The sequence below is a fragment of the Iodobacter fluviatilis genome (assembly GCF_004194535.1).
Taxonomy (GTDB): domain Bacteria; phylum Pseudomonadota; class Gammaproteobacteria; order Burkholderiales; family Chitinibacteraceae; genus Iodobacter; species Iodobacter fluviatilis_A.
Genome location: NZ_CP025781.1, coordinates 2,918,063 through 2,936,461, shown reverse-complemented (window position 1 = coordinate 2,936,461; position 18,399 = coordinate 2,918,063). Strand labels below are relative to the sequence as shown.

At 49.0% G+C, this 18,399-nt stretch carries 16 protein-coding genes; 5 read left to right on the top strand and 11 right to left on the bottom strand.

What is annotated here, in order from left to right; translation table 11 throughout:
* Nucleotides 1-132: 132 nt before the first annotated feature.
* The 11 genes from C1H71_RS13005 to gmk form a co-directional block, all read right to left on the bottom strand.
* Nucleotides 133-1,515 (bottom strand): glutamine synthetase family protein, encoded by a 1,383-nt coding sequence (locus C1H71_RS13005; protein ID WP_130106923.1) that lies wholly within the window; start codon nucleotides 1,513-1,515, stop codon nucleotides 133-135.
* A 71-nt stretch (nucleotides 1,516-1,586) separates the two neighbouring features.
* On the bottom strand, nucleotides 1,587-2,972 hold the full coding sequence (gene eat / locus C1H71_RS13000; protein ID WP_130106922.1) for an ethanolamine permease: 1,386 nt from the start codon (nucleotides 2,970-2,972) through the stop codon (nucleotides 1,587-1,589).
* Between the two features lie 643 nt (nucleotides 2,973-3,615).
* A complete protein-coding gene (locus tag C1H71_RS12995) occupies nucleotides 3,616-3,939 on the bottom strand; it encodes a hypothetical protein (protein ID WP_130106921.1) in 324 nt (107 codons plus the stop codon).
* On the bottom strand, nucleotides 3,936-5,297 hold the full coding sequence (locus tag C1H71_RS12990; protein ID WP_130106920.1) for a flagella assembly protein FlgT middle domain-containing protein: 1,362 nt from the start codon (nucleotides 5,295-5,297) through the stop codon (nucleotides 3,936-3,938). Before C1H71_RS12990 ends, C1H71_RS12995 begins: the two co-directional genes overlap by 4 nt.
* On the bottom strand, nucleotides 5,297-5,719 hold the full coding sequence (locus tag C1H71_RS12985; RefSeq protein ID WP_130106919.1) for an LPP20 family lipoprotein: 423 nt from the start codon (nucleotides 5,717-5,719) through the stop codon (nucleotides 5,297-5,299). The genes C1H71_RS12990 and C1H71_RS12985 overlap by 1 nt, the downstream gene beginning before the upstream one ends.
* A 274-nt stretch (nucleotides 5,720-5,993) precedes the next feature.
* Complete coding sequence (gene trmB, locus C1H71_RS12980; protein WP_130106918.1) at nucleotides 5,994-6,674, bottom strand: tRNA (guanosine(46)-N7)-methyltransferase TrmB; 681 nt, start codon at nucleotides 6,672-6,674, stop codon at nucleotides 5,994-5,996.
* Nucleotides 6,675-6,909: 235 nt separating this feature from the next.
* Complete coding sequence (locus tag C1H71_RS12975) at nucleotides 6,910-7,698, bottom strand: thiazole synthase (RefSeq protein WP_130106917.1); 789 nt, start codon at nucleotides 7,696-7,698, stop codon at nucleotides 6,910-6,912.
* Between the two features lie 74 nt (nucleotides 7,699-7,772).
* Complete coding sequence (gene thiS, locus C1H71_RS12970) at nucleotides 7,773-7,973, bottom strand: sulfur carrier protein ThiS (protein WP_188053256.1); 201 nt, start codon at nucleotides 7,971-7,973, stop codon at nucleotides 7,773-7,775.
* A gap of 36 nt (nucleotides 7,974-8,009) precedes the next feature.
* Complete coding sequence (locus tag C1H71_RS12965; RefSeq protein WP_130106915.1) at nucleotides 8,010-10,199, bottom strand: RelA/SpoT family protein; 2,190 nt, start codon at nucleotides 10,197-10,199, stop codon at nucleotides 8,010-8,012.
* A 47-nt stretch (nucleotides 10,200-10,246) separates the two neighbouring features.
* Nucleotides 10,247-10,453 carry a DNA-directed RNA polymerase subunit omega gene (gene rpoZ, locus C1H71_RS12960; protein WP_130106914.1) on the bottom strand — a complete coding sequence of 69 codons (207 nt, stop codon included), beginning with the start codon at nucleotides 10,451-10,453 and terminating at the stop codon, nucleotides 10,247-10,249.
* 122 nt (nucleotides 10,454-10,575) lie between these two features.
* On the bottom strand, nucleotides 10,576-11,193 hold the full coding sequence (gene gmk / locus C1H71_RS12955; RefSeq protein WP_130106913.1) for a guanylate kinase: 618 nt from the start codon (nucleotides 11,191-11,193) through the stop codon (nucleotides 10,576-10,578).
* 287 nt (nucleotides 11,194-11,480) lie between these two features.
* On the opposite strand from gmk, the gene C1H71_RS12950 reads away from it, so the two are divergent.
* The 5 genes from C1H71_RS12950 (at nucleotide 11,481) to C1H71_RS12930 (ending at nucleotide 18,363) form a co-directional block, all read left to right on the top strand.
* Complete coding sequence (locus C1H71_RS12950) at nucleotides 11,481-12,851, top strand: efflux transporter outer membrane subunit (RefSeq protein ID WP_130106912.1); 1,371 nt, start codon at nucleotides 11,481-11,483, stop codon at nucleotides 12,849-12,851.
* A gap of 81 nt (nucleotides 12,852-12,932) precedes the next feature.
* Nucleotides 12,933-14,051, top strand: coding sequence for an efflux RND transporter periplasmic adaptor subunit (locus C1H71_RS12945; RefSeq protein ID WP_130106911.1), 1,119 nt, complete (start codon nucleotides 12,933-12,935; stop codon nucleotides 14,049-14,051).
* 362 nt (nucleotides 14,052-14,413) lie between these two features.
* Nucleotides 14,414-17,485: an efflux RND transporter permease subunit gene (locus C1H71_RS12940; RefSeq protein WP_130106910.1), complete on the top strand. Its 3,072-nt coding sequence runs from the start codon at nucleotides 14,414-14,416 to the stop codon at nucleotides 17,483-17,485.
* A gap of 96 nt (nucleotides 17,486-17,581) precedes the next feature.
* Complete coding sequence (locus C1H71_RS12935) at nucleotides 17,582-17,836, top strand: hypothetical protein (RefSeq protein WP_130106909.1); 255 nt, start codon at nucleotides 17,582-17,584, stop codon at nucleotides 17,834-17,836.
* Between the two features lie 62 nt (nucleotides 17,837-17,898).
* Nucleotides 17,899-18,363 (top strand): GNAT family N-acetyltransferase, encoded by a 465-nt coding sequence (locus C1H71_RS12930; protein ID WP_223145865.1) that lies wholly within the window; start codon nucleotides 17,899-17,901, stop codon nucleotides 18,361-18,363.
* Nucleotides 18,364-18,399 lie beyond the last annotated feature (36 nt).

Genomic DNA, 18,399 nt, shown 5'->3' with positions numbered 1-18,399 from the left:
AGAAACACAAAGGATGCAAAGAAAACGAACCATTTTTCTTGGTTTTCTCCGTGTAACTCTGTGTTCTCTGTGTTCTCTGTGGGTCAAGGTTAGGTTTTTATTCCCAAACCTGTGTCATTAGCTTTTTCAAAATCAAATAATTTCAAAATAGCGTTTTAATTCCCAGTCTGTTACATGTTTACGGAATTCTCTTTCTTCCCATTCCCGCGTAGCAACAAAGTGGTTTACAAAGGGCGTGCCAAAGAGTGCTTGGGCGGCTTCTGATGTTTTGAGGCGTTTTGCGGCATCCCCAAGCGTGTTGGGCAGATGCAGCCGATCAGGGAACGTTTGCGTATAGGCATTACCAACCACCATTTCCTCTGGCTCCCACTGATGCTCAATGCCGTAGAGACCAGCGCCAAGCGCTGCGGCAAGGGCAATATAGGGGTTGGCGTCTGCTGAGCCTATCCTTACCTCCACCCTTTGCGATTTAGCCGACCCAGGAATCAGGCGCAGTGCAGTAGTACGGTTTTCTAAGCCCCATGTGGCATCCAGCGGCGCCCAGTAGCCTGGCACCAACCGTGAGTAGCTATTCACCGTCTGGCCAAACATCGCCATAAATTCAGGTAACAGCCTTTGCACTCCAGCCAAAAAATGCCGCTGAGTTTTGCTCATATTGTGTGGCTGAGTTGGATCGTAAAAAACAGACTTGCCGGTTTTAATATCATTTAAAGATAAATGAATATGGCCACTTTGCCCTGGTAGCTCGGCCGACCATTTGGCCATAAAGGTGGCCATCAGATTATTTTGCTGCGCCAGCACCTTACAGAAAGTTTTAAATAGAAAGGCTTTGTCCCCCGCACGGCTGGCTTCATCCACGCCAATAGCGGCTTCTAATACACCTGGGCCGGTTTCGGTGTGCAGCCCTTCGATACCCATATCCATGGTTTCACACAGCTTGAGCAGTTGATGATAAAAATCAGCATTCACCGTACTACGCAAAATAGAGTAGCCAAAATAACCTGGCGTCCAAGGGGTGAGGTTTTGATAATTTTTAGCACGCACCGATTCTGGCGTTTCTTTAAACACAAAAAACTCGTACTCCAACGCCGAATACGCTAGATAGCCCATATCGGCAGCTTTTTTTACGATGCGGCTTAAAAGCTGGCGGGGGCAAATCGCTTCCGCATCGCCGCTGAATTCGCAAAGGAAAAACAACATCGGCTCACCATCGACCATTTCTAACGGCAGCTCACGGCAGCTTTCGGGAATAATATGTACCTGAGCATCAGGGTAAGCGGTGTGCCAGCCGGTGTATTCCACATTGTCGTAAAGCTGATCATTGCTATCCCAGCCCATCACCACATTACAAAAACAAAGCCCGCCTTTAAGCATGGAAAAAAACTTTTCTTTCGATATGTATTTCCCCCTCATCACGCCGTCGATATCAGACATCCCCACTTTGATATGGCTCAACCCGCTGGCTTGAACTACGGCCATTGCATCTTCTATTGTTTTCACTTCACGAGCTTGCATAGTGATCCCCTAATGCGATAAATGTATTGAGCGTGCGCGTGGGCACAAAAACGTGCCCACGCTACATCGATCTACTCCCCTACCATCACCAACATTTCATCATGCGGTGCTTCGTCTCTTGCCTTGCTGGTGGCTAGGAAATAAACATAGCCACCAACCATAAAACCAATAAAGATGGCGAAAATGGTCTGGTTAAAATAAATCATTGCAACTAAAGCAACCAAAGCTAAAATCAGCGCCACACAAGGAAAAATCGGATAAAAAGGCACGCTATAAGGGCGATCTAAATGAGGCTCGCTACGGCGTAATTTAAACAATGCGCCCATGGAGATGATGTACATCACGATCGCACCAAACACCGACATCGTGATAATCGCGGCAGTGAGCGTCATGCCTTGAAGCTGCACCACCGAATCCGCATAAATGGCCGCCACCCCAACCACGCCACCCGCCAGAATCGCCCAGTGCGGGGTTTGAAAGCGCTGATTCACTTTTGCTAGCACACTCGGTAAATAACCCGCCCGCCCCAGCGCATAAATCTGCCTTGAATAGCCCATGATGATGCCGTGAAAAGAGGCAATCAGCCCAAACAGCCCAATCCACACCAGCATATGCAGCCAGCCCGAATCGACCCCCACCACCATTTGCATCGCTTTGGGCAAAGGCTCGTTAATATTAGCCAACTGACGCCAATCCCCCACTCCGCCCGCAAACACCATCACACCAATGGCCAGCACTACTAAAGTTAAAATGCCGCTGATATAGGCACGGGGAATGGTTTTACGCGGGTCTTCTGCTTCTTCTGCCGCCATTGCAGCGCCTTCAATCGCTAAAAAGAACCAGATGGCAAAAGGAATCGCCGCAAACATGCCGCTAATTGATGCGCTGCTAAACTGATCAGCCCCCGACCAGCCGTGGGCCATAAAATTGCTCCACGCAAAGCCTGGTGCCACCACGCCCATAAACACCATCAACTCTAAAATCGCCAAAATGGTTACGCAGAGCTCAAAGGTTGCCGCAATGGTCACGCCAATCACATTCACAAACATAAACACAATATAAGCGCCCAAAGCCGCGTGTTTCGGGTCTAAGCCAGGGAACTGCACGCCTAAATAAGCGCCAATGGCCAACGCAATAGCGGGCGGGGCAAACACAAACTCAATCAGCGTGGCCATGCCGGCGATATAGCCCCCTGTGGGGCCAAATGCACGGCGGGCATAAGCAAACGGCCCGCCAGCATGGGGAATCGAGGTGGTTAACTCGGTATAGCTAAAAATAAAAGTGGTATACATGGCCGCGATGACTAGGCAAGTAATCATAAAACCCAGCGTGCCCGCTTTATCCCAGCCATAACTCCAGCCAAAATACTCACCAGAAATCACCAAACCCACCGCAATGCCCCACAGGTGGATGGTTTTCAGCGAGCGCTTTAACTCCCGTTTAACTTGCTCTGCCATGATGTTTCCTTTATTAAAAAGTTAAAGCACTCGCTTACAGAAACTAAATCACCGCTAAGAAGTAAACCGAAAGCGGAGACTGAAAGCTGAGGTGTCAGTTTATGGCGGGGAAATTCATGACGACAAGCACTATCGTTTTAGCTAATTTATTACTATTACTTACGCTTATCTTTTCTCATTGCAGCAATAGTCTTTCAAAACAGATAAAGTTACAAGTGAGCGTATAAGGGAGTTTCTACGTGTCATGCAATGGTGAGCATTGCATGCAATGATTTGCAGCTGTTTATGAGTCGCAAAAATGAGGATGGTGCAGCAAAAAAAGCAGGTGAAAGCAGTTGAATTAGCCGCTAGCAGCCTGTCGGACTTAAGCGATCGTAGCGAGGGAAAGACCGGTTTGAGACAGATTTCGCGGGTTTTTGAGGCGAATAGCTGGCTATTCAACGAGAAAATGCGTGAAATATGGCCAAATCCGGCTTTTCCGTAGTAGATCAGTCTTAAGTCCGACAGACTGCTAGATGACAATAGTGCTAGTAAAATAGCGAGAACAGCAGAAGTGGCTGAGAAAAATTCGGGGCAATGCTTGCAAAGGTGTACAAAACACCCTGCAAACAAAATCTATCTAAAGGCCCGTATTTAAAGCGGATTAAGGATAGCTATATAGACGCCAGCGCAGCTCATTTTCTTGTGCTGTGCTTAATTTAGGCTCGGAGTACGTCATGCCACTACTCGTTATAGGCGCTGCTGACGAGCGTGTCAGAACCGTGGCAGGTAAGGTTTCAACGTGCGGCTGTGGCCTAGCCTGCACGGTTGGCCCTGACTTACTGCTGACGGTAGAATGAACAACCTTAGCAGGGGCGGGATGCGCTGATACGCGGCGGCCATTGCGGCCAAAGCGATAAGGGGAGGCCTCTACAGCTGTCATCGTTAATAAAATAGTGGCTACAATTGTTAGCCTAAGGATCTTCATCGGGATTCCTTCATACTAAAACGCACATAATCTCCCACCTCTGGGGTGATGCTGCCGTTTTCTAAAACTGCAATAGCAAACAAAGGCTGTACTTGGGTAATGGTCACCGCGCTGACCAATTCTTCTGGCATACCTAAGGACATACTGCTATCCCCATTTACCGCTGCCACCACTTGATTGGTGCTTTTTACGCGGAACAACTGTAATTTATCACCCTTAGCCAATCTAGCCGTGCTACCTGCATCAAGAAAGACGCGGTTTTTTTCGACTCGGCTAATTCTGGCGGCAAACGCTTGGCAGGCTAAAGCATCATCCACACCTGCCACAATTTTGCCCAATTGCTGCTCAACCATCTGGCCAAAATCAGTGTCATAAAAACGCCGTGATCCAAACACATAATCGCTGCCTTGCATCACCTCGCCTGTGACCGAATCCGTAAAGCGCTGCTGTTTTAATAAGGCACCACTGGCACCATCAAACACATATAGATCAGCCTCAAACCGTCGAGATGAAGGCTTTACTTTCAGCCCAAGAGGAGCGATGCTTGGCAAGCTACTAGAAAGCTGCAGCATAGGAATGCTAGGACTAATCCTGCGCTCGCCGTTTTTTATATCATTCCCCCAAGCAAAGCTATAGCGCTCGCCATAAGGGCCAATATCCCGCACAACGCCCCCCACTACAAACTGAGTGCCATAGCGGCGGGCTAGCTCTCTCACTCGCTCAGGTTGCAATATGGGGTCATAAAAACCTGGCTGCAAATTAAAAGCCGCTTCATTGACCGTGCGCAGAGGCAGGTAATGATCAGAAGCTGCCAACAGCCGGCTCAGCTCTTGCTGCAAGCCATCTTGAAAATGCACAATATCATTTGCATCCGCTGGATTTTGTAGCTGGAAATGCGCCAATAATAGTTTTTTTCTGTAGGCAAAATCTGCCTGTGGGCATTGCGGATAACGCGGCGGGGCTGGCGGCGATAAAGCATGGGCTGCGGCCATGCTTTCTGCTGGAGTTGCGGTAACTGCGCTGGCGATAGGTACTTTGCTCTGCGTAGCTTCAGGTGCAGGGTCGCTCTCTATCAGTACATGATAAAAACTACCTTCACGCCATTCACGTAGCAATTTATACCGGCTTAGCTCTTGCACCGGCACGACCCGCTGCAGCTCGCTGACTCGGCCTTCCTCAACCAAACTACTGGCTTCTACTTTTGCCCCATTCCACAAAGAAGCCTGCATCAAAGCATCTTGAATCGCCTCCTGCTTAGCCATAGGAATACCGCCTACGCCAATAGCAGATAAGCCTTCAATTTCTGCTGCATAGCTATTACTCAGCAGCAAACAGCTAAGCACACTGGCTTTGATCACTAACGACCTCGCATCATATAGGGATGGTTTGAGCTAGATTCACTAGACAATTTAGACATATCCAGCTCTAAAATTGTTTCATAAGCGCCCTCTGGCAGGGCATTCATCGATACCACGCGTGCGCCACGCAAATAGGCATCAACATAGGTGCGAAAGCTATCGTTTTGCACCGATAAAGCCGCCACCGTACTATTACCCGCCAATCTAAAGCCTTGTACCGTTTCGGCCAAAGCCCGATAAGCATCCAGCTTAGAAGCGCGCATCGACATTAAGCGGCGCTGTGCCCCTGATAAACCTTCAATTTGCGGCGGAGCGCCATAGCCAGCGGCAGACACCACCTGATTACTGCCCTCATCCGCGTAAGCAGTAGCGGCGCAAGCCAGTAATGTCGCAAGCGACAGTAAAATATGTTTAATCCGCATTTTTATCCCACCTTTTAGGCTCAGCCGGTATTTAATCCAAAGCAGCGAATCCAATACCAATAGCGCTTTATTTACTTTTTACCCACCTTATTCTGACGAAAAAACAGGCTCATCTCTGGGTTATCGGCAAGTATCAGGAAAAATAAAGCGCTATTGCACGAAATACCCCATTCAGTGGTAAAAAAGCGAATGCAAGGAAGGACAAGCACTACAACCGCAGCGGCTTACACCGTCACTCAAGCATACTGAATTCTGCTCAAGCCACCTCCAAAGACTATAGCTTACGGAATACCAAATCCCATACGCCGTGGCCCAACTTGATGCCACGGTTTTCAAACTTAGTCAACGGGCGATAATCTGGGCGCTCGGCATAAGTTTCTGCAGTGTTTTGCAATGTTGGCTCATTAGAAAGCACTTCTAGCATCTGGATTGCGTAGTCTTCCCAATCGGTGGCCAAGTGCACATAGCCGCCACTTTTAATGCGTGAGCATAAAAGCTTCACCAAATCTGGCTGAATTAAACGGCGCTTATTGTGGCGTTTTTTATGCCAAGGATCAGGGAAAAAAATATGCGCCCCATAAAGACTATCGGCAGCCAGCATTTTTTCTAGCACTTCTACCGCATCGTGCTGCACGATACGCACGTTTTGTAAGCCCTGTTCACCCAATAGCTTCAGCAAGCTGCCCACGCCTGGCGTGTGAACTTCTACACCAAGGTAATCCGTTTCTGGCTTATTGCTGGCGATCTCCGCCGTGGGGCCCCCCATACCAAAACCAATTTCTAAAATCTTTGGGCCAGTGCGGGCAAAAGCCGTATTCAGATCTAAAACTTCAGCCTGATAAGGGATACAAAATTGCTCACCAAATTCTGCAATGGCCCGCTCTTGGCCGGAAGATAAATGCCCTTGACGCAGCACAAAGCTACGGATACGGCGCATGTAATTTGGGTGTTCCATTTCTCGATTCCTTGCAAACAAAAACGCCGCATCGCGCGGCGTATTTTCTAGTTAGACCTTATTTTATAACAAAACCCAAACATTGAACCACAGAGACAAAGAAACCCAAGATGGCTGTGTTCTCTTCATTTAAGCGACTTGAAAAATAGACGTCAGCTTAATTGGAAAGATTTAGCTCTTTAGCCGTTCAGGATCAAATCCTTTAACTCCGAGCTCAAAGTTTGGGTTTATTTCTTTACTTAGCAGCAATCAAGCCCGAAATCGGTGAGCTTGGGTCTGCCGTATAGAGTTTTCGTGGAATACGACCCGCTAAGAATGCATCACGCCCTGCCATAACGGCTAGCTTCATGGCACGGGCCATGAGGATTGGGTCTTTTGCACCAGCAATCGCGGTGTTCATCAAAATGCCATCGCAGCCTAATTCCATCGCAATCGCCGCATCTGATGCCGTGCCTACACCAGCATCAACCAAGACCGGCACTTTAGCCGACTCAATAATCAACCGCAGATTCCATGGGTTTAAGATGCCCATTCCAGAGCCAATTAAAGAAGCCAAAGGCATAATGGCGCAACAACCGATGTCTTCTAGCTCTTTAGCGGCAATCGGATCATCCGAGGTATAAACCATTACATCAAAACCTTCTTTAACCAATGTTTCAACTGCAATCAAAGTTTCACGCACATTTGGGTAAAGCGTATTGGCGTCACCAAGTACTTCTAGCTTAACCAACTTATGCCCATCTAATAGCTCCCGAGCTAAGCGCAAAGTACGCACGGCATCAGTGGCGTTATAACAGCCAGCGGTGTTAGGCAGGTAGGTGAATTCTGATGGCGGTAAATATTCAAGCAAGGAGGGCTGGCTAGCATCTTGACCAATGTTCACCCGACGAATCGCCACAGTAATAATCTCTGCCCCTGAGGCATCTACCGCTGCACGGGTCTGAGCAAAATCTTGGTATTTTCCTGTGCCCACAATCAAGCGTGATTGATAAGCTTGGCCTGCAATTTGAAATTGATCCGACATATAAGCCCCTTAACTCAGAATATAAACAGGTAGGAGCGAGCTTTACTCTCGCTCATTCAAGCACTAGCCAGAACTTAACCACCACCGACAGCCACCACCATTTCTAAAACATCGCCTTCGCTCAAAAGCGAGGTGGCGTGCTGACTTTTAGGGACAATTTCACCATTTTGCTCGATTGCAATCCGCTTGCCCTTGAGCTCAAGCAAGTCAATTAAATCCAACAGGGAGAGTGGAGCAGTAAATTCGCGGGCTTCGCCGTTAATTGAAATTTGCATGATGTATTTTATTTAAGATATAAAAAAATTAAACGCTTAAGCTCGCATTCTTTGAATTCGATATGCTGAAGGCAATTGGCGTAGATTTTTCATGACCTTGGCTAAGTGCGTGCGATTACTCACCTGCAAGGTAAATTGAATCTGCATATAGCGCTCAGAAAAGCCTTCCGGCTCTTGAGTGGCAACGGCGGTAATATTAGCGTCGGCATCGGCAATAGCCAATGCAATTTGCGCTAAAATGCCTCTATCATTTTGTGCCAAAATACGCACAGGCACATCGAATAGCCGATTCACATCGGCATCCCATTCCACATCAATGAGCTTTTCGCTATCAATTCGGCCATGGGCAATTTGCGGGCAATCGTGGGTATGAATCACAAGGCCCTGATCTTTTTTAACAAAGCCTAAAATAGGATCGCCAGGAATAGGGTTACAACATCGCGCGCATTGAATGGCCATGCCCTCCCCACCACGCACGGCAACGGCTGCGGGTTTGCGACCTAATGCGGCTTCATCTTGCCAACTACCGCCCAATTGCAATAAACGTTTTGCTACCACAACCGCCAAACGCTTACCTAAACCTAATTCTGCTTTAACCACTTCACGCGATTTTTCGCCATTTTCTTTTAAATAGCGATCCCACACATCATCACTGACATTTTGCAAAGGCTGATTTAAATTAGCAAAACCTTGGGCTAATAAGCGCTCACCCAGCAGTACCGATTCTTCAAAGCGCATGCCTTTTAAGAAATGCCGTATATGCGATCTAGCCTTGCCGGTGGTTACAAAAGTCAGCCAAGACGGATTTGGCCGCGCGTGTACCGCAGAAACAATCTCAACTTGATCGCCATTTTTTAAGCGAGTGCGTAATGGCACTAGTTCATGATTAATTTTTGCCGCAATACAACTATCACCAATGTCCGAATGCACAGCATAGGCAAAATCAACGCAGCTTGCCCCAGCCGGCATATTAAAAATTTTGCCCTTAGGCGTAAATACATACACTTGATCGGGAAATAGATCGACCTTGATATGTTCTAAAAACTCAACCGCATCGCCCGATTCGGCTTGAATTTCTAATAAAGATTGCAGCCATTGATGCGTTTTTTTCTGCACATCAGAAAAACCCTCATCGCCACTTTTATACATCCAATGGCTAGCCACACCTGCATCGGCAATGCGGTGCATATCGCCAGAGCGAATTTGAATCTCAATTGGTGTGCCATACGGGCCAAAGAGCGTGGTATGCAAACTTTGATAACCATTAGCTTTGGGAATCGCAATATAGTCTTTAAATTTGCCTGGAATCGGCTTAAACAAAGCGTGCAACGAACCCAGCGTGAGATAGCTGGTTGGCACGTCTTTTACAATCACTCTAAACGCATAGATATCTAGTACTTCAGAAAAGCTAAGTTGTTTTTCCTGCATTTTTCGATAAATGCTATAGAGGTTTTTTTCGCGCCCCGTTACGCTGGCTTCAATTTTAGCCGCGGCCAATTTATCTTTAATGGCATCTAAAATCTTACCCACCACTTCACGGCGATTACCGCGTGCAGCTTTTAATGCCTTAGACAATACCCCATAGCGATTTGGGTGCAAGTATTTAAAAGCTAAATCGTCTAATTCTTGATAGGCGCTATTCAGGCCAATTCTATTAGCGATTGGCGCATAGATTTCCATCGTTTCACGCGCAATACGCTTTTGCTTATCAGGACGCATCGCATCCATAGTGCGCATATTGTGTAAACGATCTGCAAGCTTAATCAGCATAACGCGTAAATCACGCGCCATCGCTAAGAGCATTTTGCGAAAATTCTCTGCCTGCGCTTCTTCTTTACTTTGGAATTCAAGCTTATCGATTTTGCTCATGCCATCGACAAGCTCGGCAACTGTTTTACCAAATTTTTCAGTGAGTTCTAGTTTGGTAACACCGCTGTCTTCCATCACATCGTGCAGCAATGCGCCTGCCAAAGCTTGGGCATCGAGTTTCCATTGGGTAAGAATGGTGGCAACAGCGAGCGGATGTGAAATATAAGGCTCGCCAGATCGGCGAGTTTGGCCACGATGCGAGGCATCGGCAAAACAAAAAGCGGCGGCCAAAAACTGCCGGTCTTCTAGCTTTAAATACGAGGTATTTAGCGATAAAAAACGATTTGCATCGGCGAACACTTCCGGAGCTGCACTCGCCAACTCTGGCAAATCTATATCCGCTAATAACATTTCCATATTCAAAGCCCAAAAAAAACAGGCCCAGCAAGCTGGGCCAGAAAAGCTTAAGAGCGCTTAATCAAGATATCTTTGCTTACCAAACCAGCGGCTACTTCACGCAGTGCAAGTACAGTTGGCTTTTCACGGCCATTGTGCTCGATCTGTGGAGTAGAACCGTTTGCAATTTGGCGCGCGCGGTAAGCTGCAGCTAAGGTCAAATCAAAACGATTTTCGATGCGGTTAAGGCAGTCGTCTACGGTAACGCGAGCCATGGCAGTGTCCCTTGTGATGGTGATTCGCAGATTCCTGCGACTAACCCTTGATTCTAGCAGAAAGCTGCCTGCTTCGTAAGGAGATTACCGAGTGAATCTGCAAACTTCATATTTAAAAGGGCTTAGCCCGCTTTTAAGCTACTGATTAGCACTTGATGACGGGTGCTTTGACGATGTAATTTCAGGCGTTCTGCCCGCACGGCACTCACGATATCGCGCACGGCTTCGTCAATGTGCTCGTTCACAATCACGTAATCAAACTCTTCTACATGGCTGATTTCTTCTTTTGCTGCCGCCATTCTGCGCTCGATCACTTCATCGCTATCTTTGCCACGATTTTTTAAGCGCTGCTCTAACACCTCAACCGAAGGCGGTAAAACAAACAACCCAACAACCTCTGGAAACAAACGACGAACTTGCGCTGCGCCCTGCCAATCGATTTCAAGCAAAATATCGCTGCCGGTATCAATAGCGTGATTGATCCATGTTTGCGAGGTACCGTAGTAATTGCCATAAACCTCAGCATGCTCAAGAAAATCACCATTTAGGATCATTTTCTCAAACACTTCACGCGCTACAAAATGATAATCCTTACCATCAACTTCACCTGGCCGTGGAGCGCGAGTGGTGAATGATACGGATAGCTGCACGTTTTGGTCTGCGGCAAGAAGCGCTGCGACCAATGTGGTTTTGCCTGCACCAGAAGGCGCAGTTACCACAAATAGATTACCTTTTGCCATCGAACAAATCCTGTAATAAAACTACACGAAGATTAGCATTAGACGGCAAATCTGGCGAGATTGCCGCATAAAACATTTAACAATAAAAACTTGGCTACCGCCAATAAATAGCAGATCAAAGCTATCTTACGACAGTTGCAAACAAATCATGATATTTTTATCAATATGGATAAATATCCAACCACAGTTGCCTTAGGTAATATGGCTCATTTACCATAATGACCAGCATAAACTATGCCTAAAAATAACATCTATCCCATCCCCTATCACGTTGTTCAAGGATCTGTATGCCGCATCTGTTCCGCTTGCTAGGATTGGCTTGTCTACTATCGGGCTGCGCAGTAGCAATTCCTAAGCCCGCAGATAGCGCACTAGCTACGGCCAGCAAGTGGAATGCCCCGCATCTATCTTCGCAACAAATCACCAATAGCTGGGCCAGCTGGCAAGATCCAACGCTAAATACTTTACTGCAACAAGCACTAGCTAGCCACCCAAGTATGGCGCAAGCTCAAGCTAAAATTAGTGAAGCCCGTGCAGAAGCCGCAGCGATTGGCGCTCATTTGTGGCCCAATATCAGTGCCACAGCTAGCTATAATCGTAACTTACATAACTTACCGAATCCAAGCTCGGCCAAGAATTTAACCAGCTTAGGCCTAGATGCCCGCTGGGAGCTGGATCTTTGGGGCGGAATTGCCGCAGCCAAACAAGGCGTTTACGCGGGCCTAGCCAGCAGCGAAAGCGCACAGCAGCTTGCCGAGGCCAGCCTAGCCGCCGAAGTCGCCAATACGCTGGTGAGCTACCGTGCTTGCCAAGGGCAAGCAAACTTAGCAGATCAAGTACTGCAATCGCAAAAACTGAGCGCTCATTTACTGCATAGTAAATTAGATGTGGGTCTAGCCAGCGTAGTAGATGCCGCCAAAGCAGATAACGAAGCCAGTGATGCTAGCTATCGCTTGGCTGAGTTAACAACGCAATGCCGTGTCACACTCAAAGCGCTGGTGGCGCTCACCGGGATGCCAGAGGCCAAGCTTGCCGAGATACTGGCAGCTGAAGCGGGGCTGATGCCTGCTCGCCCAGCCCTTGCAATTAAAAGCGTTCCCGCCGAAGTGCTGGCCGAGCGCCCTGATATCCGTATTGCTGGCTACAACCTAGATTCTGCAGCTGCCGATGTCGCCGTACGTGAAGTAGCGCGTTACCCTTCCGCCTCTTTGCTTGGCATGATCTGCGTGGGCTGCCAAATCAGCGAAGGCTTTAATATAGATAGCCGTAACTGGTCTTACGGCATCAGCTTTAATATCCCCATTTTTAATGCCGGCGAGCTGAGCGCTAAGCAAGACGCGGCTTATGCACGCTACCAGCAAGCCATCGCCAATTACCAGATACAAGTACGCCAAGCCGTGCGTGAAATAGAAGAAAACATACTGCGCTTAGACGATAGCCAGCGCAGAACCGCAGAGTTAGAACGCCAGCTCAGCTACGCCCGTGTACAGCTCAAAGCCAGCCAAGCACTCTACAAAGTGGGTAGTGCCAGCCAGCTACAAGTTGCAGAAGTAGCGCGCTATGAGCTGGCAGCCCAGACCCGTTTACTCACACTACAAAGAGAGCAAAGCGCAAATTGGATCGCCCTATATAAGGCACTGGGTGGGCACGCTTTGTAAAGAACCTAACCCCTCTAAGGCCGAAGCGCTATTTGAAACTGTGCAGTTATTTATTAACTTAGCCTCTTGGATGAATTCTCCATGCAAAAATTAAGCGCCAAAGTAAAGCAGCATCCTAAGCTGGCCATCGTGAGCGCCTGCCTGCTGCTACTGGGCTTGATCACACTGATTACCACGCCAAAAAGTATCGCCAAGCCCGCTGCCGAGGCCACTCGCGCCGCCATGACCGTTACCCTAACCCACCCCCAAACCCAAAATTGGCCAGTAATCATTAGCGCTAATGGCAGTATCGAAGCTTGGCAAGAATCAATCGTTGGCGCAGAGATTGGTGGCTATGTCTTGGCCGAAGTGCAAGCTGCAGTGGGCGATGAAGTAAAACGCGGCCAAGTCTTGGCGCAATTTTCTAGCGAAACACTCAAGCTTGAGCTCGCCCAGCAGCAAGCCGCCCTTGCCGAGGCCGATGCAGCATGGAATGAAGCACACGATAATGCCGAGCGCATTAGAAAGCTTGATAGCAATGGCGCGCTCAGCGCCCAGCAAATCCAGCAGGCGCTGCTGCAAGAAGGCGCTGCTAACGCGCGTTTAGCGGCGGCCAAAGCGCGCCTAGCCAGCCAGCAATTACGCATCAAGCAAAGTCATGTCACGGCCCCCGATGATGGCGTGATCTCATCACGCAGCGCCACCGTGGGTGCCGTAGTTCAAACGGGGCAGGAGTTATTTAAACTGGTAAGGCAAAGCCGCTTGGAATGGCGGGCCGAAGTCAGCGCCACGGAAGCCCTACACATCAAGACTGGGCAAAAAGCCCGCCTCACCCTAGCAAACGGCAAGACAATAGAAGGCGTGGTACGTAAAGCCGCCCCTACCGTCGACCCACGTACCCGCAATCTGCTGGTGTATGTCGATCTAAAAAGCCGCTCACTGGATGAAGCTAAGCCAGGTATGTTTGCCAAAGGCACGCTACAAACCGGCCAAGGCGAGGTGCTTACCCTGCCCGGCAATAGCATTGTGATGCGCGATGGCTTTGCCCATGTATTTGTGCTGGGCGCTGCTAATAAAGTGAAGATACAGCGCGTTACCTTGGGGCGACAAGATAGTAATCGCGTGGCGGTGAATGGCGTTAGCAAAGAGGCCAAAGTTATCCAAAGCGGCGCAGGATTTTTAGCCGATGGTGATGTGGTGAAAGTCGTTGCTACCCAATAATAAGACCCAAACTTTGAAACACAGAGATCAAGGGAACACGTAAAAAAGCTTGAATTAAGTTGTTTTGTAAGATTTAAGTATTTTAAAACCCAGCAATTTAGAACCGAATAAGCGGAGCGGGTAGATCGCTTGAGAGCGAGGATTTAGCCAATAGCGCCCGCCGCTGACTCGATTGTCCGCAGCGCAGGAGCTTTCGTGCTTTGAGCTTGTGGCTTGGCTTCGTTTCTTGGCCACACAAGAAAGGAAGGTCCAGCGAGACGCCCGCAGCAAAATCAATGTGCCGAAGGCACTTAAAAAGCATTGTTTTTTTAACCGTACATGGGTGTACGCCTCCCCCTAAGCCACGTCCTTAAGGATAAGTAATGAATTTTTCTGCTTGGTCGATCAGAAACCCTATTCCGGCCATTATGTTATTTGTCTTACTGTCTTTAGCTGGCGTGCTGTCTTTTCAAAGCATGAAGGTGCAAGACTTTCCTGATATTGAATTGCCGCTGGTGACGGTAACGGCAATTCAGCCAGGGGCGGCACCAGCGCAGCTAGAAACCGAAGTGGCTAGGAAACTAGAAAACTCGGTCTCTGCCTTGCAAGGGGTAAAGCACGTTTATAGCAAGATTCAGGATGGCAGCGTACTGCTGACCGTGGAATTTGCCCTAGAAAAACCCGTTAATGAAGCGGTTGATGACGTTAGAAACGCAGTCAACGGTGTGCGTGGCGAATTACCCAGCGATTTAAAAGACCCGATTATTGGCAAAGTAGAATTCTCTGGCGTACCGTTTTTAGTGTTTACCGTGGCATCTAATACCTTGGGGGAAGAGCAGCTTTCTTGGCTAGTCGATAACAAAATCAGCAAGGAAATTCGCGCCGTTTCTGGCGTAGGCAAATTTGGCCGCGTAGGTGGGATTAACCGCGAAGTGCGCGTCGAACTTGATCCAGCCCGCCTTGCCGCCTTAGGCATTTCTGCCGCCGATGTATCCAGAAGCCTGGCCCAAACTCAGCGCGATGCATCAGGCGGGCGCAGCGATTTAATCGGAAGCGAGCAAGCGATTCGCACCATAGCCACGGTGCAAAGTGCGGCAGAATTAGGGCAAATGATTCTGCCGTTAAATGATGGCCGCAGCATTCGCCTAGACCAAGTAGCCAGCATTACTGACACCACCGCCGAGCGTCGCTCGATTGCCCTGCTTGATGGCAAGCAGGTTGTAGGCTTTGAAATTAGCCGCTCACGCGGCGCCAGTGAGATTGAAGTAGCAGCAGGTATCCATGCCGCGCTGGAAAAAATCAAACAAGCTAACGCAGGCCTTGTTATTACCGAAGCTTACAATATGGCCGAGCCAGTACAGGAATCCTTCGATGGATCGATGACACTACTTTGGGAAGGAGCCTTATTGGCAGTCTTGGTGGTGTGGTGGTTTTTGCGTGACTGGCGCGCCACGCTGGTATCCGCCGCAGCGCTGCCGTTATCTATCTTGCCTGCATTTATTGGCATGGCTTACTTGGGCTTTAGCCTAAATACCGTCACCCTATTATCCCTAGCGCTGGTGGTGGGGATTTTAGTGGATGATGCGATTGTAGAAATCGAAAATATCGTCCGCCACTTGCGCATGGGCAAAACGCCGTATCAAGCCTCGATGGAGGCCGCCGACGAGATTGGTCTTGCTGTGGTTGCCACCACCTTTGCCTTAATCGCAGTGTTTTTACCAACGGCATTTATGGCTGGGATTCCAGGTAAATTCTTTAAGCAATTTGGCTGGACAGCCGCGCTAGCGGTGATGGCTTCCTTGATTGTGGCGCGCTTACTCACGCCCATGATGGCGGCGTATATTTTAAAGCCCATTAGCCATGCCCATAAAGAAGGCCGCATTATGCAGGCCTATTTAAAAATGGCCAGCTGGTGCCTGCAGCACCGCAAACTCACCGCCCTCTTCTCTTTACTGTTTTTTATTGGCTCGCTCATGCTGGTGCCACTCCTGCCAACGGGGTTTATTCCGCCCGATGATCGATCGCAAACCTTAGTTAAAATTGAGCTACCACCTGGCACCACCTTAGATGAAACCGAAGCCGTGGCAGAACGCGCGCGCAAGATACTCAGCAGTGAAAAATCCATCATCCGTATCTATACCGCTATTGGCGGCGGTGGCGCGGGGAGCGATCCGTTTGCAGCAGGTGGCATCACCGAAGTCAATAAAGCCAATCTCACCTTAACCCTGACTGAGCGCACCACAAGGGATAAAAAAACTCATATTGAATCCCGTTTGCGCGCGCTATTGCAGGATATTCCAGGTGTACGTATTGCTGTAGGCTTGGGTGGATCGGGTGAGAAATTCCAGCTGATTTTACGAGGGGACGACCCAGCGATCTTAGTGGCGGCCGCCCAAAATGTAGAACGCGATATGCGCACCCTGCAAGGCGTAGGGGCGGTCACTTCCAGTGCCAGCTTAGTACGCCCCGAAGTAAGCATCCGCCCAGATCTAGCCAGAGCTGCTGATTTAGGTGTGAGCATCGCCAGCATTTCAGACACCATTAGAGTGGCCACCGTGGGCGATTTTGATACCTCGGTGGCTAAGCTAAATTTACCCGAGCGGCAAATCCCCATCATGGTGCGCCTGCCAGATAGCACCCGCCAAGATTTAGAACAACTTAAACGGCTGAAAGTGCCCGCCAAAAGCGGTGACGTCACCCTTGGGCAAGTCGCCGAGCTCGCGCTTTCATCCGGCCCTAGCCAGATTGATCGCTACGATAGAGCCCGCAATGTGATCTTTGATATTGAGCTGAATGGCAGATCACTGGGAGACTTAAGCAATGAAGTCGATCAACTCCCCAGCTTAAAGCAATTACCAGCGGGAGTAGAGCGCGCCGCTTTTGGCGATGCAGAAGAGATGAAAAAACTGTTTGCCAGCTTTGGTATAGCCATGCTGACTGGCGTACTGTGTATTTATATGGTGCTGGTGTTGCTGTTTAAAGACTTTATGCAGCCAATCACTATTTTAGCCGCGCTGCCTTTATCTATCGGCGGGGCCTTTTTGGCGCTACTGATTGCGCAAAGCTCGTTTTCGATGCCAACGCTAATTGGGCTAATTATGCTGATGGGGATTGCCACTAAAAACTCCATCTTGCTCGTGGAATACGCCATCGTCGCCCGCCGAGAGGGAATGAGCCGTTTTGATGCACTCATGGATGCAGGCTTAAAACGCGCTCGCCCCATTGTTATGACTACCATCGCCATGGGCGCGGGGATGTTCCCCATTGCACTGGGTATTGGCGTAGACCCAAGCTTTAGATCCCCCATGGCGATTGCCGTGATCGGCGGCCTCATCACCTCCACCCTGCTTAGCCTTTTGGTGGTGCCGGTGGTGTTTACCTTTGTGGATGATTTTGTAGAGTGGCTGAAAAGGCTCAAAAAGCCTAAGGCAGGAGCGAAACCAGCAGAAAACTGAATAAACCAGTCATCCATATCGGGTTAAGCGATAAAACCGCTGATCCAGCATGCATGATTGCGAATCATAGAAAATTATAATCACTAAGGAAACCCCATGAAATACATCGCCCTGCGCGTTCGCACCGCCATGCTGGTGCATGGCTATACGGCAAAAAATCAGGAAATCGTCGAAGAATTCCATGACGAGCCTTTCTTAGAAAAATTAATCGCGATTGAGCGCATTCAATCTGTTACCGAAAAATATCTGCTGGTCAGCTCATCGCATGGCCGAATGATGTATTGGGAATACGAAGGGGATTTGGATTCGATTGCGCAAAGGCTAAATGCGGCGGGATTACTGATTGCCTGATCTTATCTAATCCTCATTTCCCCTTATTCAAACCCTGCGCCTAAGCCTGCGTGAATTGGTGAATGATGACGCGCCAGCGATCTGCAAAAGCCATGCGCTGGTTTGGCTGCGATGCCATGGCGGATCTTGCTGCAGCAAGTCAGTTGATTGAAGTTTTTGCAAACTGGCGCACCATGCCCAATCCTGGTACGCGCTGGGGCATTGAATATCAGGGGCAAATTGTTGGCAGTTGCGGACTATTTAAATGGGATAGAAATGGTAAGCACTGCCATATCGGCTACGAGCTGGCGCAAGGCCACTGGGGCCAAGGCCTGATGCGCGAAGCTTTGCTGGCGATCTTGGCTTGGGGCTTTGAGCATATGGCGCTCAATCGCATTCAGGCTCAGGTGCATCCGCAAAATACCGCGTCGATTAAATCTCTAGAGTCGCTTGGTTTTGTGCAAGAAGGCTGCTTTAGGGAAGCGGGGGTTTGGCACGGGCAGCATCATGATTTATTGCAATATGCGCTGCTCAAAAGGGACTGGTAAGGATAGAGCTCAAAATACACCCCTAACATGATCAAC

What these genes read in the sequence shown, in the direction of transcription:
- C1H71_RS12995 (WP_130106921.1), bottom strand. Translation starts at nt 3,939, where the DNA reads ATGAAGATCCTTAGGCTAACAATTGTAGCCACTATTTTATTAACGATG.
- C1H71_RS12975 (WP_130106917.1), bottom strand. Translation starts at nt 7,698, where the DNA reads ATGTCGGATCAATTTCAAATTGCAGGCCAAGCTTATCAATCACGCTTG.
- eat (WP_130106922.1), bottom strand. Translation starts at nt 2,972, where the DNA reads ATGGCAGAGCAAGTTAAACGGGAGTTAAAGCGCTCGCTGAAAACCATC.
- C1H71_RS12950 (WP_130106912.1), top strand. Translation starts at nt 11,481, where the DNA reads ATGCCGCATCTGTTCCGCTTGCTAGGATTGGCTTGTCTACTATCGGGC.
- C1H71_RS12965 (WP_130106915.1), bottom strand. Translation starts at nt 10,199, where the DNA reads ATGGAAATGTTATTAGCGGATATAGATTTGCCAGAGTTGGCGAGTGCA.
- gmk (WP_130106913.1), bottom strand. Translation starts at nt 11,193, where the DNA reads ATGGCAAAAGGTAATCTATTTGTGGTAACTGCGCCTTCTGGTGCAGGC.
- thiS (WP_188053256.1), bottom strand. Translation starts at nt 7,973, where the DNA reads ATGCAAATTTCAATTAACGGCGAAGCCCGCGAATTTACTGCTCCACTC.
- C1H71_RS12985 (WP_130106919.1), bottom strand. Translation starts at nt 5,719, where the DNA reads ATGCGGATTAAACATATTTTACTGTCGCTTGCGACATTACTGGCTTGC.
- trmB (WP_130106918.1), bottom strand. Translation starts at nt 6,674, where the DNA reads ATGGAACACCCAAATTACATGCGCCGTATCCGTAGCTTTGTGCTGCGT.
- C1H71_RS12945 (WP_130106911.1), top strand. Translation starts at nt 12,933, where the DNA reads ATGCAAAAATTAAGCGCCAAAGTAAAGCAGCATCCTAAGCTGGCCATC.
- C1H71_RS12935 (WP_130106909.1), top strand. Translation starts at nt 17,582, where the DNA reads ATGAAATACATCGCCCTGCGCGTTCGCACCGCCATGCTGGTGCATGGC.
- C1H71_RS13005 (WP_130106923.1), bottom strand. Translation starts at nt 1,515, where the DNA reads ATGCAAGCTCGTGAAGTGAAAACAATAGAAGATGCAATGGCCGTAGTT.
- C1H71_RS12930 (WP_223145865.1), top strand. Translation starts at nt 17,899, where the DNA reads ATGATGACGCGCCAGCGATCTGCAAAAGCCATGCGCTGGTTTGGCTGC.
- rpoZ (WP_130106914.1), bottom strand. Translation starts at nt 10,453, where the DNA reads ATGGCTCGCGTTACCGTAGACGACTGCCTTAACCGCATCGAAAATCGT.
- C1H71_RS12940 (WP_130106910.1), top strand. Translation starts at nt 14,414, where the DNA reads ATGAATTTTTCTGCTTGGTCGATCAGAAACCCTATTCCGGCCATTATG.